This window comes from Salegentibacter echinorum, assembly GCF_900129445.1.
Classification (GTDB): Bacteria; Bacteroidota; Bacteroidia; order Flavobacteriales; family Flavobacteriaceae; genus Salegentibacter; species Salegentibacter echinorum.
Genome location: NZ_FQVT01000025.1, coordinates 1 through 22784, shown reverse-complemented (window position 1 = coordinate 22784; position 22784 = coordinate 1). Strand labels below are relative to the sequence as shown.

The window sequence follows — 22784 nt, the reverse complement described above, 5'->3', positions numbered from 1 at the left end:
ATATAAGTTGAACAGAAGATATTTTGGAGACAAAATATTTGACAGGCTAATAATAGCAAGCATTACAGCAAGTGGACACTAAACGGATATACAATATATTTTTTAAATAATAATAAAATGAAGCATAATTTTTCTTTTTTTAAATATCTAATCGTCCTTCTTTTCGCAGGTGTAGTAACCGGATGCAGCCAGGATGATGAGTTTTTGATAGATCCACCTAATATTGCACAGGGAGAACAGCAATTACAAGATACCCTAACGATGGGAGAGGAGCTTTTGTTGAGTCCGAAATTCAGCAATACTAAAAATTCTACTTTTGAATGGACCGTAGATGGAGAAATAGTTGGTAACGATTCAACTTATGTGTTTATTCCTGAAACCCGGGGCACGCATGAAATAAGTGTACAAGCTATGAACGATGGTGGGGAAGCTGCCCTTACTTATAATATTCATAGCTGGGGAGCTTTTGAGAATGGATTTTACCTAATTAACGAAGGTTGGTTTGGGCACGGTACCGGTACGGTAGGTTTTTACCGCTATGACACCCAGCAATTAGAGGACAGTGTTTATGTAAAGACAAATCCAAACAAAGATTTTCTTCCCATGAATTCTACGTTGGAATTTGGAACCGTTTACAATGAGAAGTTGTATTTGTTATCTAAAGTTGGAGGGCCTGTAGTGGTTGCCAATGCCTATTCGCTAAAAGAGGAACAAAGGATTGCATCACAGGCGGGAAATGACTGGCGCGCATTTTTAGGAATTTCAGCAACCAAAGGATTGTTGAGTTCCAGCGATGGAATTCATAATATCAATCTTGAAACCCTTCAAATAGAAGGCAAGATACCCGGAATTTCTGGACAGGTAGGAGATATGGAAAAAGTGGGTGATTATATATTTGTTTTATCGCAAAGGGAAGGTGCAGTTATTTTTAATGCCACAAGTTATGAAATTGAAAAGCGTATTCCGGGGATGGTTTTAGGTTTCGCCAAAACCGCAGACAACAATATTTGGGTTGCCGGTGACAAAAAATTAATTAAAATTAACCCTAATAACCTTGAAACAGAAGAAATAGAGCTGAGCTTTAGCGCCTATGGTAGCTGGGGAGCCTGGCATCCAAGCTCCATTACGGCTAGTGACAAGGCTGTTTTTATTGCTAAAAACAGCTCTTTTAGTGGTGGAAAGGAGATTTACAAGTATGAGGATGATGTTGCCTCCCTGGAAAAAGCATTTATTCAACTTCCGGAAAATGAAGTGTTTTATGGTAAAGGCCTGGCCTATAATCCAGATACAAAACAGTTGATAATACGAACTGTGCGGGAAGGATGGGGAGAAAATTTTAGTTATAATAAACTTCACTTCTATAATACAACCTCCGGTAATTTAGATAAAACCGAAAGTTACGAAGGCTATTATTTCCCGGCAGCTCCTGTATTTCATTAAAATTTAATCTTTTTAGCGGGGAAGAAACACCTCCAGTAATTATAATTAAAAAGGCTATTTCAAAACTGTAAAAGTTTGAAACAGCCTTTTTTCTTTTAACCTAAATATCTTTAATTATTTGTAGCAAGAGAAGCCTACATTATTTCGCCATTTATATAAACTATATAATTGAATATTTTTTACCAACTACTGCGTTAAAAAATAATACAAGATGCTTTTTTTATTGTGATTTTCATTGAATGTTCAAAATCTATGATATTTTAGTCTTTAATGGTTTAGTGCGGTACAATTCCACTACCGTATTAAAATTAATAGCATCATTAACTTCATAGAAATAATCTAATTGCCATTTTTGAGTTTGTTCAGCTTGTTTACTTCTCGCAATATCCCAATTTGGATAAACGCGAAATGCCCTTTTTCCTTCTTTATACTGTGTTGAAATTATACCTTTTTTTATCAACACAGATTTGGGAAACACAAATTGTCCCAACTTGTTATAGGCTCGTACGTTTACAATATAAAAATCGATAGAATCAGATTCAAAAAAGGGCTCAATGATTCCGTTTCTATTTCGTTTCCAGAAAGTTACAAATTGACCCAGTTTTTTAGCGGTGATTTTTGCATTTCTAGCAACAATTTTTCTTCCGTTTAATTCAAATTGACATGCACCATATTCTTTACTTTCCGGTTCGGGTTTAAAGTCTGAAATTAGAAGACCACATTTATCATAGACTTCTGTTTGGATTTGGTTGAGGTTATTATCCATTTATTTTACTCCGCGATTATTAACTTAAATTCCTAATGTTTCCAGGTGTTTTATCTTATGATAAATAAGGGCGGCTTTTATACAGCTTTTTAATTCTTCTATGGGGATTTCCTGATTCAAAGGAAAGATAAGTGCTCGTTTCTTTTCATATTGAAATTTATGATCAAAAATCAATCTAAAGGTATCCACAAGCCTGGTGGTACATTGAAAATACATGGCAATTTGGTCGGGTGCTTTTTCTTTCCAATCTATGCGTAAGGTGCTCCCATTTTTGGTGATAAAACTTGGTTTGCCCCATTTTAAAGTTTCTTCCAATTTGGGAATTCCTTCGGTTTCCCTGGCTGTTTTTATTACCAATGTCCGTAGCTTTTGCATTTCATCACGCACAGAATGGGGGTAACTAGCAAAGGTTTTTTCTACTTTGGGATCTGTTTTTAATTCCATTTTTTCTGCTAGATTTTAGTAAACCTAAAATTAATTGTTACTAAATGGGTGAATTTTTTCATGATTGTTCCCAAGCGACTAAAAGTAGATAATTTGCGAAGATAGAACTATAAATTAATGAAAATATAATTACGTAAAATTGTGGAGTATTGTTGCATTTCAGGAGTTTTACGTTCTAAGAAGTCTAATTGTAATTAGGATTTGCCGGGGCATTAGACCATAAAAGATATTCCCCGCCTAGTTGTACCATTTTATCTTTCCAGAAAGAACTGTATGGGCGTTCAATAATATCCTTAGAATCTTCATTGGTCGTAATAATCCAGGAATGTGTTGTAAGCTCTTCATCTAATTGCTTCGCGTCCCAACCCGAATATCCCAGAAAAAATCTAATTTCATTTTTACTAATTAGATCCTGACTAATAAGTTCTATTACTGCTTCAAAATTTCCACCCCAGTAAATACCATTTGCAATTTCAACACTATCTGGGATGAGTTGTGGCACTTTGTGAATAAAGTACAAATTATCCTGTTCTACAGGACCGCCGTTGTAGATTTTAAAACTTGAAGAGAGTTCAGGGATAAGGTCTTTAAGATTAAGGTCTAACGCTTTGTTGAGAATAAAACCTACAGATCCGGCATCAGAATGATCGGCAAGTAACACTACAGAGCGATTAAATGCGACATCTCCAATTATGGAAGGTTCTGCAACCAATAAATGGCCTTTTGTTGGTTTTATAGCAATCATTTAAGCATTATTTTAAACTAAACTACTATTAATTTAAAAAAAATCAAATTAAAATGTAAATTATTTTAACTAAAAAAAGCCTCTCGAAAGAGAGGCTTTCTGTGCTTTACTAATATAAAATATTAGTTTACAGCTTTTTGTAAATCTGCACCAGCTTTAAATTTAACTACATTTTTAGCAGCAATTTTAATAGTTTTTCCGGTTTGTGGGTTTCTTCCTTCACGAGCAGCTCTTTTAGATACAGACCAAGATCCAAATCCTACTAAAGAAACACGATCACCTTTTTTTAATGATCCTTCTACGTTTTCAAGAAATGACTCTAAGGCTTTTTTAGCAGCTGCTTTAGAAATTCCAGCATTCTCAGCCATTGCGTCAATTAAATCTGTTTTGTTCATAATTTGAATTTTAAATAAATTGTTGGTTAAACATTTCGTTAAATTGCTCTACAAATTTATATGGATTTCTCGGCCACACAAGGAACATCAAGGGAAATGCTGAATATTGTTAATAACTAAGGCTTTTTGTTAATAAAGAATCCGGATTTTAGTTGATTTTTTACCGCTTCAACAACCATAAGGGCTTAGCGTAGTTTTGCATCTTCAGAAAAATGATAACCGTTCAAAAGTGATTTTACTTCCATTTTCGTTTTTCCAGGTAGTTGCATCTCCTCTATGATTAAAAAACCGCCCTTAGCGGCAACTTTTAGTTTTTTATCTTCAACTTTTATGGATCCAAAATCAAGATTATGAGTATTCGTTTCTTTGCTACAATGGAAGATCTTAACCTTCACTTCTTTTTTATTATTAATTAAGAAACTCCAGGCGGCGGGATATGGATTTAAACCCCTAATTAGATTGTAAACCTGATCTAAGGATTGTTCCCAGTTAATTTTGGTATTTTCCCTATCTAACTTTGGCGCACCTTTTAATTGATTGTTTGCCGGTTGCGGTGTGGGGGTGAGGTTTCCTTTGGCAATAAGTTGAAGTGTTTCGGTGACTAGTGTGGCACCTCTTTCCATCAATCGGTCGTGCAATTCCCCAACCGTCTGTGTAGGTTTAATTTCAACTTCATCCTGCAAAATCATGGCTCCCGTATCTATCTTTTCATCCAGGAAAAAAGTAGAAACTCCTGTTTTTTTCTCGTCATTTATAATCGCCCAGTTTATAGGCGCAGCCCCGCGATATTGAGGCAGGAGGGAAGCGTGTAAATTGAAGGTGCCATATTTAGGTAAATCCCATACTACTTTAGGCAACATTCTAAATGCTACGACCACCTGCACATTTGGAGTTAAAGCTTCTAATTCTTTTAAAAATTCTGGATTCTTTAAGTTTGTAGGTTGTAGTACAGGTAAACCTTTGTCTCGAGCGTATTGTTTTACGGGGCTTTCCTGAAGTTTTCTTCCTCTACCTGCTGGCCTGTCTGGTGCGGTGATTACTCCAACTACGTGGTAATTAGCTTCAATTATACTTTTAAGGCTGGCCACGGCAAAATCTGGCGTGCCCATAAATACTATTCTTAAATCTCTCATTGCTTGTTTAGTTTATATCTGTTGGTAGCCACCGGTTTGATTATTTCTTTATCCAGTAATAACCTTAATACTTCTAAAACCTGGTTTTCTTCAAATTGAAGTTGCCGGGTGAGTTCGCGGGAAGTGAGGCTACTTTCTCTTAATGCTGCTGCAATCTGCAAATAAATAGCATTCTTAAGTTGTCGGGTTAAAACAGGAGTGTTTTTTTTACAAACCGAGCAAATACCGCAGGCTTTAGAGCTCTTTTCTCCAAAATAGGCTAAGAGTTGCTGACTTCGGCATAGTTTATCATTTTCAAGATAATTGAGCACGGCAGCAATTTTTTCCTGTTTCGAACTGTGATACTGTTTAATGTATGGAGCTAGCGGATAGATGGTTGAATCGTCTTCTCGTGGCACTAAAAAACGAATGCTTGCATCGTGTTCAGCATATGTATATTCCAAAATTTCATCTTTTTCTAAGTCTTCTAAGAAGGACAGGGCTATTTCTTGCTTAATAGCTAATTTTTTACAAACCGAACCCAAATTTATGAAAACCCTGTTTTCTAAAATACCACCATAGGTACGTAAAAGAGCCTTTACAAAATACTCGTATTTCGCATTGTTCTCCAGGTAATACTGAAGTTGTTTTCCAGAGAGCGTAAACTGAACACTTGTTTTTTTATGAAATTCTCGCGAAAGTTTAAGAATGCTACAACGGTCCAGGAGTTGTAAAGCCTGGTAAGTTTTAATAAATGGCAGTTCGTATTGCGCACAAAATTCAGAAAAACTAAAATTATGCTCTGTGTCTTCTCCTTCCCCATAAGCGATCCTAAAGTAGGAATTTAGTTTTTTGTAAACTAAGCGCACATCTTCCAAATGTGGAAGGTGAACTAAAAATTGATTTTTTAAAACGGGAATATCGCTTTTGTTGGTAAGGATAATAGCTGAAGATATCTCGCCATCCCTTCCGGCCCGGCCTGCTTCCTGGAAATAGCTTTCCAGGGATTCTGGTAGGTTTAAGTGAATTACCTGTCTCACATCTGGTTTGTCTATGCCCATCCCAAAGGCAGTAGTGGCAACCATAATTTGATTTTTATTCGCTAACCATTCTTTTAGTTTCTTTAATTTCTCAAGGTTTGATAAACCACCGTGAAACGCGTCTGCCTTAAAACCTTTCTTATTTAGTAGTCCTGTTATTTCCTGAGTTGCTTTTCGGTTTCTAACGTAGATAATTCCGCTTTGTTTTCCTGTACCGAGCAGTTGATAAAGTCGGTGGTATTTATCCTCGGTAAGTTCTACGCGATAAGCAATATTAGGCCTAAAAAAAGAATCTTTAAGAACTTCAATATTTTCCAGTTCCAACTGCTTTGTAATGTCTTTAACCACTTCTGGAGTAGCAGTAGCGGTTAATGCGACAAAGGGGGTAGTGGGTATTATTTCTTTTAACTGAACAATATTGCGGTAAGCGGGTCTAAAATCGTGGCCCCATTGTGAAATACAATGCGCCTCATCTACAGCGATCAGGTTTACGTTCATTAATTTTATACGCGCCCTAACCAGATCTTGCTGAAGCCTTTCGGGAGAGAGGTAAAGAAATTTATAATTTCCGTAGATACAATTATCTAATGCGGTGTCTAAACTTTTAAAATCCATGCCTCCCGTTAAAGCCATGGCCTTAATTTGCTTTTGCTTTAAAGCCGCCACCTGGTCTTCCATAAGTGCAACCAAAGGAGAAACTACAATGCAAATGCCTTCCTGCATTAAAGCAGGTACTTGAAAACAGATAGATTTTCCACCGCCGGTGGGCATTAATGCCAACACATCTTTTCTTGCCAGCAGCTTCTCAATAACCAGCTCCTGTAAACCTCTAAACCCGGGATGACCCCAGTATTTTTCTAATATGTGTTGCGCTTCCTGCAAATAACTGAAATCAGATTTTGTTTAAAATAAATTCTACCCTTTCTTCAATGGGAACTTTAGGAACTTCTATAGTAGAATATCCAAAACTTTTATAAGTTTGAAAGAGGAATTTCGATATGGTTTGAGCATCCCGGTAAGATTCATAGCGCTCATTATCGCACTGGTAAATTTCTTCCCAGGGTGGCAAAATAAACACCTTGTCATAACAATGTGATTTGCAAATTTCGCTAAAATACTCGGGGTACTCGCTTTTAAAGTAATTCATATAAGCCAGCACATCGGGCAGGCCACGATCTATAAATACCTTATCGGCACCTAACATATCGGCCTCTTTAAATTGTATCCTTCTTCCTTCCAGCAATTTTTCACTGAAAAGTAAAGGTCTTTCCAGAAATAATTGACTTATTCCTTGTTTTTGAGCTTCTAAAGTCACTTGTCTGGAAATTTCATGAAGGCACTCGTAACCTTTCTTTTCCAGCTGGCGGATTATAGAAGATTTTCCGGTACCGGGGCCACCGGTAAGTACGATTTTTTTAGTTTTCACGTGGCAAATTTCGACATTTGGATTTAATTATAAAAATGAATGCAATCATGTATCTTTGCGCTTTTAAAATATGTTGACAATTATGAGTGAATCGAATGATCCCGAAGAATTTTATAAAAAATTAGAATCCCAACTTAAAGATACCTCTCTATGGCCCAATGAATATTTATATAAGTTTATTGTTCCTACAGAAACACATCAGGTAAAAGTGATTGAGGATATTTTCGATAATATGGGAGCCGTAATTAATACCAGGAAATCTAAGAAAGGAACTTATGTAAGTGTTTCCATAAATGTAAAAATGAAAAATCCTGAAGCAGTTATTCAAAAATATCGCGAAGTAGGGGAGAAAGTTGAAGGCGTGATTTCACTATAATTCTTTCATCTCTAAGTGTGATTTTTGAAACGATACCGAGATAAAAATAGGTTTTTTAAGAAACTTTTCACTTTTAATAGGTGATTTAAACCGCGATGATTATTTTTTATCTGAATTAAAATCTGCAATATTCGTTTTATAACAGCACTTTTACAGACTTGGATAAAATAATTTTATCAATCCGAATAATATTTAGTATTTTGCGGCGATTAACTTCTACAGCAAAGTATCACCTAATATAATATAATTTTGACGCATCCATTAGAGTATAACTCCGAAAGGAGCAATTTAATTATTCCTGAATACGGAAGACATCTTCAAAAAATGGTAGAACATACCGTAGCGATTAAAGATGATAAAGAACGCGCCCGCATGGCAAAATCTATAATCGCAGTTATGGGTAATATGAATCCCCATCTTAGGGATGTACCCGATTTTCAACATAAATTATGGGATCAATTATTTATAATTAGTGATTTTAAATTGGATGTGGAGTCTCCATTTCCAAAACCAACCCGTGAGATGCTGGAAGAGCGTCCCGAAATGTTGGAGTATCCACAAAACTTTCCAAAATATCGTTTCTACGGAAATAATATAAACCGTATGATCAACGAAGTGAAAGATTGGGAAGAAGGTCCGCTTAAAGAAGGCCTGGTGCTTACCATAGCCAATCATATGAAAAAATCTTACCTTAACTGGAATAGGGATGCGGTAGAAGATGATGTGATTTATGATCATCTTTTTGAATTAAGTGGCGGAAAAATAAATCTTAAAATCACAGATGAGGATCTTAGCCAGGCCTCAAATTTAATTCGTGGTCCAAAAAAGCATCACAAATCAAATAATTCCAAAAAATCTAACCGAAAAGGGCGTAAACGCTATTAATAATATTTTCTTTCATGGGAACTTTTCAAATTGAAGGCGGGCAGCAGCTTAGTGGAGAAATAGAGCCACAAGGTGCTAAAAACGAAGCCTTGCAGATACTTTGTGCCGTACTTTTAACTTCAGAAGAAATTACAATTAGCAATGTTCCAGATATTCTGGATGTGAATAAATTAATTCAATTGCTCAAAAATCTTGGGGTTAAGGTAAAAAAACTTAAATCTGACACTTATTCTTTTAAAAGTGATGAGCTAGATTTAAACTATCTTGAGAGTGAACAGTTTAAAATAGACGCTAGTGGTTTAAGAGGTTCTATCATGATTGTAGGGCCGCTTTTGGCAAGGTTTGGAAAAGGATATATTCCAAGGCCAGGAGGTGATAAAATTGGTCGCCGAAGGTTAGACACCCACTTTGAAGGATTTATTAAACTTGGTGCCGAATTTAGATATAACAAAGAGGAGCGTTTTTATGGGGTAGAAGCACCCAATGGGCTTAAAGGTGAGTTTATGCTTCTGGAAGAAGCATCGGTAACAGGAACAGCAAATATTATCATGGCTGCCGTTCTTGCCGATGGGACTACGATTATTTATAATGCAGCTTGTGAACCATATTTGCAACAGCTTTGTGTTATGCTGAATGAAATGGGTGCAAAAATTAACGGAGTAGGTTCTAATTTATTAAGCATTGAAGGAGTAAAAGAATTACAGGGCTGTAAACATCGTGTTTTGCCAGATATGATTGAAATTGGTTCCTGGATTGGGCTGGCCGCAATGACCCGTAGTGAAATTACCATTAAGAATGTACGCTGGGATATGCTTGGAATTATCCCTACCACATTTAGAAAATTGGGAATTACTATAGAGCGCCGGGAAGATGATATTCATATTCCTGCTCATACCAACGGGTATGAAGTGCAAAGTTTTATAGATGGTTCCATTATGAATATTAGTGACGCCCCGTGGCCGGGATTTACACCAGATTTGCTTAGTATTTTGCTGGTAGTAGCTACCCAGGCAAGAGGGAGTGTGCTAATTCATCAAAAAATGTTTGAAAGTAGATTGTTCTTTGTAGATAAATTAATTGATATGGGAGCTAAGATCATTCTATGTGATCCACACCGGGCTACCGTAATTGGTCACGATTTCAAATCTCAGCTTAAAGCAACAACCATGACTTCTCCAGATATTCGTGCGGGCGTTTCTTTACTCATCGCAGCACTTTCGGCTAAAGGAACTTCAACCATTCACAATATAGAACAAATAGATAGAGGTTATGAAAATATAGACACGAGGCTTAGGGCTTTGGGTGCTCATATAGAAAGAATCGATTAGGTTTCGAAAAAGTTCAAGGTTTAAAGTTCAAGGTTAATAAGTCCACAGTTAGCAGTCGCAGTTGGCAGCTGGTAAGACTTACAATTTAGGCCAAAACGGCAAAACAGATTTCACGAAAAGAAGGCGCAAAGCTTGCAAAAGGAAGTCTAAAGTTTCAAATTCAAGGTTTAAAGTTAAATCACGTATCCAATATTAAAGATCATAGTGGGCAGTGAAATTCTGATAACTCATAACAGATTGGCAAACTCCTTCGTTGTCCACGATGACCAGGCTAAACAACAAACTACAAACAACAAACATTCTAAAAACGACCTTTCGAATTGCTCCCAAACCGACAACCGAAAACCCACAACTGAAAACTATCCCTACGCTTCTGATTTGGCTTTTTTCTTATGTTCCTTATAATTAAAAAGGTTTTGCTCCTTGATCATTTTAGTGGTTTTTTCGGGTAACATGGCTTCCCAACCTTCTTCCCCTTCACTAATCATTTCCAGTACTTCCCTGGAGTAAACATCTAAGATTTTAGGGTCGTAGTCTTTAATATCCTCCACGCGTCCGTTGTATTTAAAGAATTTGTAGAGCTCTTTCATCCTGGGGTGTACTTTAAGATTTTCACTGGTAGAAATCTCACCGGTTTCAGGATCTTTAAGTGGATATAAATATACTTTAAGGTCTTTAAAAAATAGTTTCCCAAAGGCCTCCAATATACCGCCACTTAAATGCCTGTAATACTTTTCATCAAAAACATCAACCAAATTATTAACGCCCATGGTTAATCCCATACGTTGCTTTGAATACCTGGAGAAGTATTCTACGACGCGATAATACTCCTGGAAGTTGGAAATCATTACCGTTTGTCCCAACGAACATAATAATTTTGCCCTATCCATAAAGTCACGTTCGTCAATTTCTCCTTCGGCGCGAAGATTGGAAAGGGTGATTTCAAAAATAACTTCGGTATTCTCTTTTTCAACTTTATTCTCCCTTAGAAATAACTCCAGCGATTGGTTGTACATATCCATGTTCACTTTTGTCACCGGTCTAAAACTACCACGTAAGGCAAGGATATTTTTTTTATATAGAATTTTTGCAGGAAGTATATTATTGCCTTCCGGAGAAAACATTACGGCATCGGTCATATTGTTTTTAACCAATTGTAGGCTCATTAAGCGGTTATCTACCCCCTCAAACCTGGGCCCACTAAAGTTGATAGTATCAATCTCAATTTGGTCTTTGTCTATATGATCGTATAAATAGCGAAGTAATTTTTTAGGGTTGTCATATTTATAATAAGCACCATAAATTAAGTTTACCCCAAGTATTCCCAGCGTATTTTGTTGGTGCCGGGCATCGGTTTCCTTAAAACGTACGTGTAGAATTATTTCGTTGTATTCTTCGCCGGGAGTTACCTGGTATTTTATACCTACCCAGCCGTGGCCCTTATATTTTTTTGCAAAATCTATGGTAGCTACCGTGTTGGCATAACTAAAGAAAAGTTTATTGGGATGCTTTTCCCTGGAGATTCTTTGCTCAATTAAGCCAATTTCGTGTGACAGCATTTTTTTTAAGCGTGCTTCAGTCACATATCTTTTATCATCCTCCACTCCATAAATGGCATCACTAAAGTCTTTATCGTAAGCACTCATCGCTTTGGCTATGGTTCCCGATGCTCCTCCAGACCTAAAAAAGTTCCTAACAGTTTCCTGCCCTGCACCAATTTCAGAAAAAGTTCCGTAGATATTTTCATTCAAATTAATACGAAGCGCTTTGCTCTTTATAGAGGGAACGTTTTCAAATTCCCTATCGCCCATTATGGTAATTGGCATAACTTTTCTTTTAGGTTTCTTTTTGTATATACCAAAGGTACTAAAATCGATAAGGTATAGAAAAAAAATATCTTTACTTTTGTAGTAAAATAAATTGACTTGGAAGTAATTTTTTTAGGTACAGGAACTTCACAGGGCATCCCTATTATAGGTAGTGATCACCCGGTTTGCCATAGTGAAGATCCTAAAGATAAACGCTTGCGCGTTTCGGTTTTGGTGAAGTGGAAAAATAAGAATATTCTTATAGATTGCGGCCCCGATTTTAGAATGCAAATGCTCTCGAACCCCATTGAAAGCCTGGATGCCATACTTTTTACGCATGAGCATAATGACCATACTGCAGGCCTGGATGATATTCGTCCTTTCTTCTTTCGCCAGGGGGATATTCCTATATTTGCGCATAAGCGGGTGTTAGACGCTTTAAAAAAACGTTTTGAATATATTTTCGCTTCTACAAATAAGTATCCGGGGGCGCCGGGCGTAATTGAAAACGTGATTGAAAATAAAACTATTTATTTTCAGGATTTAGAAATTATCCCTATTGATTTTAAACATAACCGGTTGCAGGTTTTTGGTTTTAGGATGGAAGATTTTGCCTATCTCACAGACTTAAAATCTATTGAAGAAGAAGAAGTTGAAAAGTTAGACGGATTAAAAGTACTGGTGATAAACGCCCTGCGTATTAAAGCGCATCATTCTCATTTAAACCTGGAAGAAGCCCTTGAATTTATAGCCCGGGTAAAACCAGAAAGAGCCTACCTTACCCATATTAGCCATTTACTTGGTTTTCACGAGGAGGTGGAAAAAGATCTTCCCGAAAATGTTTTTCTTGCTTACGATAATTTAAAAATCACCATTTAAAATGCGCAAAAGTATACTGCTTTACCTATTTATATTTAGCTTATTATTTCTCATTTTTATTTACATAAACGATAAGAAAATTTTAGACGCCAGGGATGCTGAAATCAAAGACCTTCAAACCCAGGTTGATAGAATGGAAGGAGAAAAGGATTCTTTAGCTGAATTATCTATAAAACAGAATTATTTTAAATTTTTAGGTAATGACGATGCAATGACTTATTTTGAAAATAAGGGTCTGGAAGCTGAAAAAGTGGTAGCCAAAGTAGAAGAGGAACTCCTCGATAAAAATAAGGTTAATACCGATAATCCCTACGCTCCTTTTCCGGGAATGGACGGCGATATGCGCATTAATAAAATCAAAATTCTTAATCATAAATGGTTGATCGCAGACTTTACCGATGGTAAATACTGGGGTGAAGCTTTCTACACCTATTTTGTACTGGAGGATGGAACAGTTGAACTCAACCTGGAGAAATCTTTTTTATATCCTACAGATTAAATAGACTGTAGCTGTCATTCCGACGAAGGAGGAATCTCAGTAAAGTGGGGATTCTTCGTTCCGCAAGCTTCACTCTGAATGACATTCCTACTGTCATTGCGTCCCGATAGCTGGGGAGAAGAATTTTTTCTTTTAGTATAAAGATTCTGAACTTTCTAAGCGAGGGACAAAGTTGCGGAATGGCCAAACATGGTAGCAACGAAGTGCTAAAATTACAGTCTCTTCTTTAGCCAGGTTTGAACTTCACTAAAGTTTTGCGGTGCCACGCCATGACCCACCGGGAATTCGGAATAAGTGTTTTCAATATTTAATTCATCCAGAAATGGTTTGGTTTTACGAGCCCATTCCACCGGGATTACCTGATCTACAGAGCCGTGGGAGCAGTAGAATGCCAGATGAGAAAAATCTTTCTTCTGAAAATCTGCTTTTAAAATCCCAGGGTTCACATAACCGCTTAGTGCGATTATATTTTTTACTTTTTCCGGATAGGAGAGTGCAACGGAATAACTTAAAATACTTCCCTGGCTAAAGCCGAGTAAAGTTACGTTATCGGCATCTAAGTTATAAACCTGAATCGCTTCATCTATAAAAGCAACTATTTTTTCGCGTGATTCTTTCGCCTGTTCATCATCGCTAAATTTTCCTTCCTCATTATCCCAATGTATCGCATACCAGGCATTTCCATAAGGTTGCATAGCATAAGGCGCCTTTACAGAAATCACAAATAGTTCATCTGGCAAGTCATTTGCGAAAGAAAATAAATCATTTTCATCACTGCCGTAACCGTGTAGCATGATGAGTAAAGGAGTTTTTTCAGATTGTTTTTTGGGTGCTCTTACTAAGTGATGTAGCGAAAGTTCTTTTGTGTTCATTATGTAATTGTACTAAACCATTTTTGATAATATGCACCTAAAAGAGGTACTTGTTTTTGTTCTCCCTGTATCGCCATAACGAGTCCGTAAACTCCTAAAACGGCAATAAAAATATAGAAAGCAGAAGAGATTAACCAACTGTCGAACATTCCTACCAATAGGCCTAATAAATAAAATGTAATATGGATTCCAAACGCCTGTCTAATATGAAAAGATGCAAACGGGTTCTTGTCATCGTTATTCATAAAAAAAGCAATTATGGTACCAATAATAGTTAGGTACGCTACAATAGCGGGCGTTTTTCCTTCTTCTGCAACTGTTTTCATTGGTAGCTGTTCTTCGTTTCCTGCAAAGATATTAAAATAAGCAGGTCTATAAACCTAATTCTCCAGATTTGGTGATAATGCCCAAAGCTTTACCTTTTAAAGTATATCCATGAAAAATACTGTTTTTTGAGGTCGATAAAATGTGGCTCTCTCCAAATGTGTACTCTTCATTTGGTGAAAATAAACTTAAGTTTGCTGGATTCCCTTTTTCAATTATAGCGCTTTCCAGTCCAAATATATGTTTGTTTCTCGTAAGGATATCTATAACCTCTTCAATAGAAAAAAGCGTTTGAAGCGCACCAAAAGCAGATTCCAGGCCAATACTTCCATAAGCGGCGTGATCAAATTCTACCTTTTTATTTTCGGTGTCGATAGGAGCGTGGTCACAGGTTACAAGATCTATTGTGCCATCTTTAACCCCCTCAATTAATGCTTTAATATCTTCTGGAGTACGTAATGGCGGTAGTACTTTAAATTTCGTATCAAAATTATGCAACTCCTCGTCTGAAAAGATGAGATTATGAATGGCTACACTACAGGTTACCGCTAAATTTTTCTTTTTAGCCTCTCGAATTAACGCAACCGATTTTTTAGTAGAAATGGTTGGGATATGTAGTTTTCCGCCGGTATATTCCAATAAATAAAGGTCTCTGGTAATTTGTAATTCTTCTGCGAGGTTGGGAATACCTTTTAAGCCAAGGGAAGTGCTGTTTTTCTCTTCGTTTACTATTCCTTTACCTGCGATGCGGTCTTCCTGCGGAAAGGATTGTACCAGGCCATTAAAATTTTGAGCGTATTGCAAAGCAATCTTTAAAAGATTAGGATTGCGAATGGCTTTTTTATAATCGCCAAAAGCGATGGCACCACCTTGTTGCATATCATAAAGTTCGGCCATATCTACTCCTTCGCTTTTTAAGCTTAATGCACCAATAGGATGAAGCCTCACGGGATGACTGCCGGCTTTCGCCTGTACCGAAGTAACCGCGCCGTTATTGTCAATAACAGGATAAGTGTTTGGGTTTAAAGCGATAGCGGTAAAGCCGCTTTTCCCCGCAGTATCCAGACCATTTATTATAGTTTCTCGTTCTTCAAAACCCGGTTCTCCAAAACTTATACTACTGTCAAACCAGCCTTGCGAAATATGCAGATCCTTAATGTCAATTACTTTATCTACCTGGATTTTCAGTTCGCTTTTTATTTCTTTAATAATACCGTTTTCAATAAAAACATCCATCTTTTTTTGATGATAAGCGGAGTCTTTATCGATAATCCTGACTGATTTTAAAAGTATTTTCATTGGTTTGTCATTTAAATTTAGGCTATTTTAAAAATTTTAAAAGCAGCATTTCCGTGACTAAAAATATTAGGGCAAAAATAACAAAGCATTTCCAAAGCTGGGTGCTTTCTCCCGCTGCTTTTATCTTTTTAAAATAATCTTCTACACTGGAATGTATGTTGCTATTTTCGTTTTTCTTCGGAAGTTTATAAACTAATTCACTTTCTGTTCTGGGTGCGTTAAAACTTAAGTAAGCTTTGTTTTTCTCCTGATAAGTAACAGCATAATTGCCTGGCGGAAGCGCGAAACTACCGGTATTTATTTCTAAATTATCGCCCAAAATCCTTTGCTGCGGAATAAAATTATCTTCAGTTGAAACTAAATGGACTACTTCATCTTGTTTTGTGGTAAGCGGAATTTGAATGTTTTCTGCTTCGGCGTTTTCGTAATAAAGTTTAGGATTTTTTAAAGCTGAAAGCCCTAATTTATAAAAAATTGGTACAATTAAAGGAGAGCTTTTAAAATTGGAGTTTTCATTATTTATAGCTGCCGTAAACAGGTAATTTTCATTTAGCTCTACTAAGAACCCGGAGTTATCCTGATAAGAAATCACTTTATTTCCACCAATTACGTTGTATGAAGATTGTACTTTTGGATAGTCAAAATTTTCTGTTTGTTCATTAAAAACATCATTAAATAAGGGATGAGCGTAGGTAATATCTGTAATTAATTGCTCCTGTTTTTTAGCTCCTGAAATGGTAGGTGCTTCTAGAGAAGATAATAAGGAATTATAGTTTTTAATGTTAGCATCTATCGGCAATACTATCGCCAGGGGCACTCCTTTTTTCTTGAGACTTTGAAGGTTTGATCTTAGTGCGCCGGGAAGTGTTTCCAGTTCGTTTAATATCACAAAATCTGCATTGTTTAATTCGCTATAATCTAATTGTGATATTTTAAATGGCTGCAAATCGAATTCGGGCGGGGTGAGAATGCGATTTACAAAATTAGCTTCACTATTTTCTTTTATTACAATGACCCGGGCAGGCTTCAGTTTGTTCAGGCTAAAATATAGACGATTATCATATTGCAAACCGGCGTCTTCAATAGAAATGCGTCCACGCTGAATTTCTTCCGAAGAAATTTTAAATTCTGCCGTTACTTTTAAATTTTCAGCAAAATTTACGGCCGATTTTGCCAATAATTTCTCCCCGTCATAAACCGAAACGCTTATCGATTCATTCAAATTTGTGGAACTACTTAGTTTTACCTGAAAAGTAACTTCATTAGCTTCCCGGTTTTTCAAGATTAGGGAATCTAAACTTATATTGTCTATATTTTGAGGTATGAAAGGAATAAAATGATAATTGATGTCTTCTTCGTTTTCAGCAACATTTACTTTTAAATTATCTTGAAAATCTGAAATAAGAATCAGGTCTTTCTCTCCTTCAGTACTTTTAAAAATTTGCTGTGCTTTAAGTTTTATGCTGGCGAAATCTAAAGTTTGGGAGGCATATTCCAAATGCTGAAGTTCATTAACCATCTCTGAAAGTGAAAGCCGGCTAAATTGTTTATTCTGAGTAATAAGGCTTATTTCTTCGTCTTCCGGCAGGTTCTTAATAATACTCCGTATCGCCGATTTTAGTAAAGGCCCATTTTTTCCGCTAGCCTGCATACTATAGGAATTATCTAAAAAAATAAGCTTTTCACTTCGGGCAGCGGCAGTGTCTTTGGCCGGGAAATAAGGTTGCGCAAAGGCTAATATCAAAGTTGTGAGCAAAAAAATCCTGGTGAGAAGTACCAACCATTTCTTTAAACGGGAACTTTTGCGGGTTTGCTTTATTACTTTTTGGAGAAATTTTACATTGGTAAAATCTTCCTTTTCAAATCGGCGTAATTGAAATAAATGAACAGCCAGTGGGATAATAAGTAAAAACAGGGCATAAAGAAGTTCCGGCTGCTTAAATTCCATAGGGCAGGTAAAAGTTTTTCAAATATATGAAATGGAAATTAAGCCGGACTCGTTTAAAATTGAATTATTATCAATTCATTTTATAGCATTCGCTGACGTGTAAAAAATTGTTGCGTAATCAATAATCGCGATTTAAATGCTACGCTGCGATAATTATTGAGATGCCTCGAAATCATTACAATACTCTTCTAAATTACCTTGTAGGCCTGCCTCGAGGTAGTTTATTTTCTTTTAATCGAAAAAGAAAAACAAGTGCTTTTGCCAACTTCAGATTCCATTCTAAGATTACCTCCAAGATTTCCTACCAGTCTTTTCACCGTAGATAGTCCTATACCATTGCCAATATTTCCAGAACGGTCATTTTTAGATAAAGTAGTAAAGATTTTAAAGATATCTTCTTCTTTATCTTTGGGAATTCCAATTCCATTGTCTTTTACACTAAAGTAGTAATAATCTAAATTTTCAGAACATTCTAGATCTATAATGATTTTAGATTTGTCATTGTATTTTAGACTATTTCCTATAAGGTTGAGAAAAATTTGTTCTAATGCTGCCCGGTTGGTTTCAATAGTGGTATTTTTCTCCGGCAGGTTTATTTCGCAATCTTCGGTTATATGGAGTAAGTCAATAATTTCCTCCAGTAGATCGTGAATATCAAATTCTTCGGCGTGAGCTGCGGCAATTTTATCACTTTCATAATGCTCTAAAATACCATTAATGTAACCGCTTAATTTTAACCCAGATTGCTTTATATTTTTAAGGTAATTTAAGCCTTCATATCCCAGTTGATCATCGAATTTCGCTTTAAGTATATCGGCCGTCATAATCATATTGGCCAGGGGCATTTTCATATCGTGAGAGACCACGCCAGCGAAATTTTTAAGCAAATCGTTATGATCGTTTAATTCTTTTCGAATTGTTTTTAAATACTCATTTTTGCGCTTTAGTTCAAGTAATATCTCTACTTGCTTGGCTAATGCGGTAAGTGCCTTTCTTTGTTTTTTATCTAATTTATTTGGCTTGGTATCAATAACACATAGCGTACCCAAGACCATGTTTTCGTGATTTTTAAGCGGCATCCCGGCATAGTAAATTATAGGTTCTTTTTCTGCAATTACAAAAGGATTATCGGCGAATCTTACGTCCAACCTGGTATCTTCTATCTCCATAATTTGTTCCGGTTCCAGGATGGCATGGCTGCAAAAAGAAATATCGCGCTGCGCATCGCAAAGCTCTGTTCCATACTTAGATTTAAACCACTGCTCGTGTTCACCAACCAGGGAAATTAGGGAGATGGGAGTTTTACAAATAAAAGAAGCTAATTGGGTAATATTATCAAACTCTTCCTCAGAAGGCGAATATAATATATTTGCTTCCTGAAGTGATTTTAAACGCTCAACTTCATTAAGGGGAACTGCGGGCTGCAACATAAACAGGTTAATTAATTAACTCAAAGTTAACTAATTATCTGGAGACTTGTTAAATTTTACTTAATATTTTTCAAAAACACCAAGACCAAATAAGGCAAAGTCATATTTCACGGGGTCTTGAGGATCTAATTTTCTTAGAAAAGCATCTAATTCTATAACGGCCTTAGCGTCGTTTTGTTTTCTTTTTAATATGTTTAATTTTCTTGCTACATTTCCCGAATGTACATCTAAAGGACAGCTTAATTGATTGGGTTTAAGCTTCTCCCATAGTCCAAAATCTACTCCCGTGTGATCATTTCTCACCATCCAACGCAGGAACATATTAATCCTTTTTGCTGCTGAATTTTTAAATGGATCGCTAACGTGCTTTTGTGTTCGTGGTAAATGCGGAAGTTCGAAGAATATTTGTTTGAATTCGTGAATGGCTGGTTGGAGCGAATCTTTTTGTGCATTTTTAGTGAAAACAGTTTCCAGTCCGCCGTGATTTAGGTAAATATTCTTTAAGGCTGTAATAAAATAAATAAGGTCATTTTCATTAAAGGTCCTATGCACGAACCCGAGTAGATTTTCGAGATCATTTTCCTTATGATTTATCACAAAATCATAAGGACTGCGATCTAACATTTCCATTAGGCGGTTTGCATTTTTCAAAATGCTTTTTCTATTGCCCCAGGCTATGGTAGCTGTAAGGAATCCCGCAATTTCAATATCTTCTTTTTTAGAAAATTGATGCGGAATTTTTATAGGATCAGTATCAATGAATTCCGGGGTGTTGTATTGCTCGGTTTTAAAGTCCAGGAAAGATTTGAGTTCACTTTGTTTCAATGTTTATTTGGTATTTATTTATTATTTTCTGGTCTAAAGCAGTTCAGCACAGGGATTGAGAAATTTCAAAAATCAGCATGTTGCAATTATTAAATTCTACAGGCAACATTAACTAATTTCTAGTTTATCGATAATTTTACCATCCTGCATAGTAATCTTTCGATCGGCCATGTCGGCAAGTTCTTCGTTGTGGGTTACAATTACAAAGGTTTGCTTAAACTCTTTTCTTAACCTAAAGAATAGTTCGTGCAAATTTTCGGCAGATTCAGTATCCAGGTTGCCGGAGGGTTCATCGGCAAAGATTACCGCGGGATTATTCACTAAAGCCCTGGCTACTGCAATACGTTGTTGTTCCCCGCCACTTAGCTCCCCCGGTTTGTGTTTTGCTCTGTGTTGCATACCTAAAAAACCGAGTAATTCTTTGGCGCGTTTTTCGGCTTTGGCTTTAGGCGTATTTTGAATAAAAGCCGGAATACAAATATTTTCTAAGGCGGTAAACTCCGGTAATAACTGATGAAACTGAAAAATAAACCCGATGTTTTTATTCCGAAAACTGGATAGTTCACGGGAAGAGAGGTTATAAATATTGGTTCCATTAATTTCCAGGCTGGTATTACTATCCTTTTTTGGTCTGTCTAAGGTGCCCAAAATTTGGAGTAAGGTGGTTTTTCCCGCTCCCGAGGCACCTACAACAGAAACAATCTCACTCTTTTTTATATGTAAATCAAGACCTTTTAAAACGTGTAGGTCTCCGTAATATTTATGAATATTCTTAGCTTTAATCATCACTTTGCTTTAGCTTGCGAAAATTAGCTAAATTAAGCAAAACCCCAAAGTAATTTAATGATTTGCTGATGTGGTAATTTGTTAATGTGATAATGTGATGATGTGATAATGAGTTTAAAGTTTCGGTATTCAGTGGGCAGTCGCAGTTTGCAGTTGGCAGAACAACAAACCACAAACACCAAACAGTTTGATAAACGAACAATAGATCGCCATGTCCTTCGTCCTCGCGATGAAGTTTGACCGACAACTGACTACTACAAACTCCATATAACCCTAAATTCACGTTAATTATTCTGGGTTTGTTTATGATTGTTTTATTTTTGATAAACAAAATTTATTTATGAGTTTACAAAGTTTAGAAAAAGCTACACTTGCCGGGGGTTGTTTTTGGTGTACAGAAGCAGTTTTTCAGCGTTTAAAGGGAGTAGAGAATGTTTTATCTGGATTTACCGGTGGTTTTATAAAGCATCCGCCTTACCGGGAAATTATCACGGGAAGAACAGGACATGCTGAAGCTATTGAAATTGAATTTGATCCTGAAGTAATTAGCTTCCGGGAGTTACTGTATGTTTTCTTTGCCACTCATGATCCTACTACATTAAACCGGCAGCAAAATGATGTGGGTACCCAATACCGCAGTGCGATATTTTATCATTCTGAAGCACAAAAAGAAACTGCTGAAGGTGTTATAAAAGAACTTGAACAGAAGAAAATATTTCAGGATAAGATTGTTACGGAAGTCACTGAAGCCTCACCTTTTTACATTGCGGAAACAGAGCATCAGGATTTTTATAACCAACACCGGCAACAACCTTACTGCCAATATATCATAGACCCTAAAATTAAAAAGTTAACCGAAGTCTTTTCAGAAAAACTTAAATAGAAAAATGTATAAATTTAAAGAGGAGTATAATCTTGAAGTAACCGACGGACTTCAGGAAAAATATCAAGGAATTCTGGAAAGAATTGGCGAAGATGTTAATCGTGAAGGTATAGAAAAAACTCCCGAGCGGGCGGCAAAAGCGATGCAGTTTTTAACCCAGGGCTATAAAATGGATCCGGAAGCAATTCTTAAAAAAGCAATGTTTAAAGAAGATTACAACGAAATGGTGGTTGTAAAAGATATCGAGTTGTATTCTTTATGCGAACATCATTTGTTGCCTTTCTTTGGAAAAGCGCATATAGCATATATTCCTAATGGTCACATTGTGGGTTTAAGTAAATTGCCACGTCTGGTAGATGTTTTTGCCAGAAGGTTGCAGGTGCAGGAACGTTTAACCCACAATATTCTGGAATGTATTAATAAAACTTTAAAACCTAAAGGTGTAGCGGTAGTGATAGAAGCCGAGCATTTGTGTATGATGATGCGCGGAGTGCAAAAACAAAATAGCGCGACGACTACTTCAGGTTTTAGAGGGCAATTTCAGAAAATAGAAACCCGAAATGAATTTTTAAAACTTATTAGTGCTAACTTAAAATAAATTTTTGGCACTTTTCTTGATTTATTTTGATTAAAACCTAATAAATGAAGCTTTTAAATAATAAAATACTTATAAAGTCTCTTGGTTATGATGCCTTAGGGATGCTTACCATGGCTATACCTTTTGCGGGACCTTTTTTAGATTTGCTTTGGGCGCCTTATGCCGCTAAGAAAATGCGTGAAATGTATCCCGGCAAAAAAGGAAAACTTGCTTCTATTATCGTTTTCCTGGAAGAGATTTTACCGGGAACCGATGTGATTCCTTCATTTACCTTAATGTATTTTTATACCTATGTGTGGAAAAAAGAGAAGCAGGATGAACCACGAATTATCGAAGTAGAAAGCTATTAACCCGGGCAATTCGCGAGATTTATCGCAATACCTTACTACGACGAAGTCTCATCAACATATTCGATACTCAAAAATTGTTACAACTAAAACTAAATTAACCATTAAGATATTCACGTTGATTCATTAATAGTGGCGGTTAAAACCTACTACCGGTGGATTCTAATACTGTTAGAATATGGATTACTGAAAATATTTGAGCTTTCGTAGGCGTTAAATTCCTGTTATTTACTCACCTGAGTTCGGGCTAAGGAATTAGCAGAATAATGCGAGTTGCCCCTTTGATTTTATATCTTCCTCAAACTTAATAGCTGGCTTTTTTTCTTGAA

The 22784-nt window shown here is 36.3% G+C and carries 24 protein-coding genes; 9 read left to right on the top strand and 15 right to left on the bottom strand.

The features are described from left to right. Positions 1-117 precede the first annotated feature (117 nt). Positions 118-1440 carry a DUF5074 domain-containing protein gene (locus BUA71_RS17000; RefSeq protein WP_072881928.1) on the top strand — a complete coding sequence of 441 codons (1323 nt, stop codon included), beginning with the start codon at positions 118-120 and terminating at the stop codon, positions 1438-1440. Positions 1441-1690: 250 nt separating this feature from the next. Here BUA71_RS17000 and BUA71_RS16995 read toward each other — a convergent pair whose 3' ends face one another. From BUA71_RS16995 to BUA71_RS16965, 7 genes are all read right to left on the bottom strand, one after another. Then, the gene (locus tag BUA71_RS16995; protein WP_072881926.1) at positions 1691-2206 is read right to left on the bottom strand and encodes a MepB family protein; all 516 of its coding nucleotides are present in this window, start codon (positions 2204-2206) and stop codon (positions 1691-1693) included. 24 nt (positions 2207-2230) lie between these two features. Further along, positions 2231-2650 carry a DUF1801 domain-containing protein gene (locus BUA71_RS16990; RefSeq protein WP_072881924.1) on the bottom strand — a complete coding sequence of 140 codons (420 nt, stop codon included), beginning with the start codon at positions 2648-2650 and terminating at the stop codon, positions 2231-2233. Between the two features lie 184 nt (positions 2651-2834). After that, positions 2835-3395 carry a YqgE/AlgH family protein gene (locus BUA71_RS16985; protein ID WP_072881922.1) on the bottom strand — a complete coding sequence of 187 codons (561 nt, stop codon included), beginning with the start codon at positions 3393-3395 and terminating at the stop codon, positions 2835-2837. Positions 3396-3517: 122 nt separating this feature from the next. After that, positions 3518-3790 carry an HU family DNA-binding protein gene (locus BUA71_RS16980; RefSeq protein ID WP_057483012.1) on the bottom strand — a complete coding sequence of 91 codons (273 nt, stop codon included), beginning with the start codon at positions 3788-3790 and terminating at the stop codon, positions 3518-3520. A gap of 185 nt (positions 3791-3975) precedes the next feature. Then, the gene (gene fmt, locus BUA71_RS16975) at positions 3976-4923 is read right to left on the bottom strand and encodes a methionyl-tRNA formyltransferase (RefSeq protein WP_072881919.1); all 948 of its coding nucleotides are present in this window, start codon (positions 4921-4923) and stop codon (positions 3976-3978) included. After that, entirely contained in the window at positions 4920-6824 is a 1905-nt protein-coding gene (locus tag BUA71_RS16970; RefSeq protein ID WP_072881917.1) for a RecQ family ATP-dependent DNA helicase, read from the bottom strand. Before BUA71_RS16970 ends, fmt begins: the two co-directional genes overlap by 4 nt. A 10-nt stretch (positions 6825-6834) precedes the next feature. Further along, a complete protein-coding gene (locus BUA71_RS16965; RefSeq protein ID WP_072881915.1) occupies positions 6835-7368 on the bottom strand; it encodes an AAA family ATPase in 534 nt (177 codons plus the stop codon). 82 nt (positions 7369-7450) lie between these two features. Between BUA71_RS16965 and BUA71_RS16960 the strand changes: the two genes are divergently transcribed. The 3 genes from BUA71_RS16960 (at position 7451) to murA (ending at position 9957) form a co-directional block, all read left to right on the top strand. Then, on the top strand, positions 7451-7744 hold the full coding sequence (locus BUA71_RS16960) for a DUF493 family protein (RefSeq protein WP_072881913.1): 294 nt from the start codon (positions 7451-7453) through the stop codon (positions 7742-7744). A gap of 249 nt (positions 7745-7993) precedes the next feature. Beyond that, positions 7994-8629: a DUF4290 domain-containing protein gene (locus tag BUA71_RS16955; RefSeq protein ID WP_072881911.1), complete on the top strand. Its 636-nt coding sequence runs from the start codon at positions 7994-7996 to the stop codon at positions 8627-8629. Between the two features lie 14 nt (positions 8630-8643). Continuing rightward, positions 8644-9957 (top strand): UDP-N-acetylglucosamine 1-carboxyvinyltransferase, encoded by a 1314-nt coding sequence (murA, locus tag BUA71_RS16950; protein WP_072881909.1) that lies wholly within the window; start codon positions 8644-8646, stop codon positions 9955-9957. A gap of 365 nt (positions 9958-10322) precedes the next feature. Here murA and BUA71_RS16945 read toward each other — a convergent pair whose 3' ends face one another. Continuing rightward, positions 10323-11783, bottom strand: coding sequence for a nicotinate-nucleotide adenylyltransferase (locus BUA71_RS16945; RefSeq protein ID WP_072881907.1), 1461 nt, complete (start codon positions 11781-11783; stop codon positions 10323-10325). Between the two features lie 99 nt (positions 11784-11882). On the opposite strand from BUA71_RS16945, the gene BUA71_RS16940 reads away from it, so the two are divergent. After that, on the top strand, positions 11883-12644 hold the full coding sequence (locus BUA71_RS16940; RefSeq protein ID WP_072881905.1) for an MBL fold metallo-hydrolase: 762 nt from the start codon (positions 11883-11885) through the stop codon (positions 12642-12644). A gap of 1 nt (position 12645) precedes the next feature. Next, a complete protein-coding gene (locus BUA71_RS16935) occupies positions 12646-13143 on the top strand; it encodes a hypothetical protein (protein WP_072881903.1) in 498 nt (165 codons plus the stop codon). Positions 13144-13355: 212 nt separating this feature from the next. Here BUA71_RS16935 and BUA71_RS16930 read toward each other — a convergent pair whose 3' ends face one another. From BUA71_RS16930 to BUA71_RS16900, 7 genes are all read right to left on the bottom strand, one after another. Beyond that, a complete protein-coding gene (locus BUA71_RS16930; RefSeq protein ID WP_072881902.1) occupies positions 13356-14015 on the bottom strand; it encodes an alpha/beta hydrolase in 660 nt (219 codons plus the stop codon). Continuing rightward, positions 14015-14341 carry a DUF4870 domain-containing protein gene (locus tag BUA71_RS16925; RefSeq protein WP_072881900.1) on the bottom strand — a complete coding sequence of 109 codons (327 nt, stop codon included), beginning with the start codon at positions 14339-14341 and terminating at the stop codon, positions 14015-14017. The genes BUA71_RS16930 and BUA71_RS16925 overlap by 1 nt, the downstream gene beginning before the upstream one ends. Positions 14342-14387: 46 nt before the next feature. Beyond that, positions 14388-15638, bottom strand: coding sequence for a dihydroorotase (locus BUA71_RS16920; protein WP_072881898.1), 1251 nt, complete (start codon positions 15636-15638; stop codon positions 14388-14390). Positions 15639-15660: 22 nt separating this feature from the next. After that, on the bottom strand, positions 15661-17586 hold the full coding sequence (locus BUA71_RS16915) for a BatA domain-containing protein (RefSeq protein WP_072881896.1): 1926 nt from the start codon (positions 17584-17586) through the stop codon (positions 15661-15663). 221 nt (positions 17587-17807) lie between these two features. Then, positions 17808-19016 (bottom strand): sensor histidine kinase, encoded by a 1209-nt coding sequence (locus BUA71_RS16910; RefSeq protein ID WP_072881894.1) that lies wholly within the window; start codon positions 19014-19016, stop codon positions 17808-17810. A gap of 60 nt (positions 19017-19076) precedes the next feature. Continuing rightward, on the bottom strand, positions 19077-19841 hold the full coding sequence (locus tag BUA71_RS16905) for a TIGR02757 family protein (protein WP_072881892.1): 765 nt from the start codon (positions 19839-19841) through the stop codon (positions 19077-19079). A gap of 108 nt (positions 19842-19949) precedes the next feature. After that, the gene (locus tag BUA71_RS16900) at positions 19950-20627 is read right to left on the bottom strand and encodes an ABC transporter ATP-binding protein (RefSeq protein ID WP_072881890.1); all 678 of its coding nucleotides are present in this window, start codon (positions 20625-20627) and stop codon (positions 19950-19952) included. Between the two features lie 340 nt (positions 20628-20967). Here BUA71_RS16900 and msrA point away from each other — a divergent pair, with 340 nt between their 5' ends. Genes msrA through BUA71_RS16885 form a run of 3 tightly spaced genes read left to right on the top strand, consistent with a single transcriptional unit; the run spans position 20968 to position 22458 of the window. Continuing rightward, complete coding sequence (msrA, locus tag BUA71_RS16895; RefSeq protein WP_072881888.1) at positions 20968-21510, top strand: peptide-methionine (S)-S-oxide reductase MsrA; 543 nt, start codon at positions 20968-20970, stop codon at positions 21508-21510. A gap of 4 nt (positions 21511-21514) precedes the next feature. Next, positions 21515-22108, top strand: a complete 594-nt coding sequence (gene folE, locus BUA71_RS16890) for a GTP cyclohydrolase I FolE (protein WP_072881886.1) — start codon at positions 21515-21517, stop codon at positions 22106-22108. Positions 22109-22152: 44 nt separating this feature from the next. Then, positions 22153-22458, top strand: coding sequence for a hypothetical protein (locus BUA71_RS16885; RefSeq protein ID WP_072881884.1), 306 nt, complete (start codon positions 22153-22155; stop codon positions 22456-22458). Positions 22459-22784: the final 326 nt, after the last annotated feature.

Bases quoted from the DNA above. Each gene is read 5' to 3' on its own strand.
- BUA71_RS16885 (WP_072881884.1), top strand. From the start codon at position 22,153: ATGAAGCTTTTAAATAATAAAATACTTATAAAGTCTCTTGGTTATGAT.
- BUA71_RS17000 (WP_072881928.1), top strand. From the start codon at position 118: ATGAAGCATAATTTTTCTTTTTTTAAATATCTAATCGTCCTTCTTTTC.
- BUA71_RS16920 (WP_072881898.1), bottom strand. From the start codon at position 15,638: ATGAAAATACTTTTAAAATCAGTCAGGATTATCGATAAAGACTCCGCT.
- BUA71_RS16945 (WP_072881907.1), bottom strand. From the start codon at position 11,783: ATGCCAATTACCATAATGGGCGATAGGGAATTTGAAAACGTTCCCTCT.
- fmt (WP_072881919.1), bottom strand. From the start codon at position 4,923: ATGAGAGATTTAAGAATAGTATTTATGGGCACGCCAGATTTTGCCGTG.
- BUA71_RS16925 (WP_072881900.1), bottom strand. From the start codon at position 14,341: ATGAAAACAGTTGCAGAAGAAGGAAAAACGCCCGCTATTGTAGCGTAC.
- BUA71_RS16980 (WP_057483012.1), bottom strand. From the start codon at position 3,790: ATGAACAAAACAGATTTAATTGACGCAATGGCTGAGAATGCTGGAATT.
- BUA71_RS16930 (WP_072881902.1), bottom strand. From the start codon at position 14,015: ATGAACACAAAAGAACTTTCGCTACATCACTTAGTAAGAGCACCCAAA.
- murA (WP_072881909.1), top strand. From the start codon at position 8,644: ATGGGAACTTTTCAAATTGAAGGCGGGCAGCAGCTTAGTGGAGAAATA.
- msrA (WP_072881888.1), top strand. From the start codon at position 20,968: ATGAGTTTACAAAGTTTAGAAAAAGCTACACTTGCCGGGGGTTGTTTT.
- BUA71_RS16985 (WP_072881922.1), bottom strand. From the start codon at position 3,395: ATGATTGCTATAAAACCAACAAAAGGCCATTTATTGGTTGCAGAACCT.
- BUA71_RS16935 (WP_072881903.1), top strand. From the start codon at position 12,646: ATGCGCAAAAGTATACTGCTTTACCTATTTATATTTAGCTTATTATTT.
- BUA71_RS16960 (WP_072881913.1), top strand. From the start codon at position 7,451: ATGAGTGAATCGAATGATCCCGAAGAATTTTATAAAAAATTAGAATCC.
- folE (WP_072881886.1), top strand. From the start codon at position 21,515: ATGTATAAATTTAAAGAGGAGTATAATCTTGAAGTAACCGACGGACTT.
- BUA71_RS16995 (WP_072881926.1), bottom strand. From the start codon at position 2,206: ATGGATAATAACCTCAACCAAATCCAAACAGAAGTCTATGATAAATGT.
- BUA71_RS16915 (WP_072881896.1), bottom strand. From the start codon at position 17,586: ATGGAATTTAAGCAGCCGGAACTTCTTTATGCCCTGTTTTTACTTATT.
- BUA71_RS16990 (WP_072881924.1), bottom strand. From the start codon at position 2,650: ATGGAATTAAAAACAGATCCCAAAGTAGAAAAAACCTTTGCTAGTTAC.
- BUA71_RS16910 (WP_072881894.1), bottom strand. From the start codon at position 19,016: ATGTTGCAGCCCGCAGTTCCCCTTAATGAAGTTGAGCGTTTAAAATCA.
- BUA71_RS16900 (WP_072881890.1), bottom strand. From the start codon at position 20,627: ATGATTAAAGCTAAGAATATTCATAAATATTACGGAGACCTACACGTT.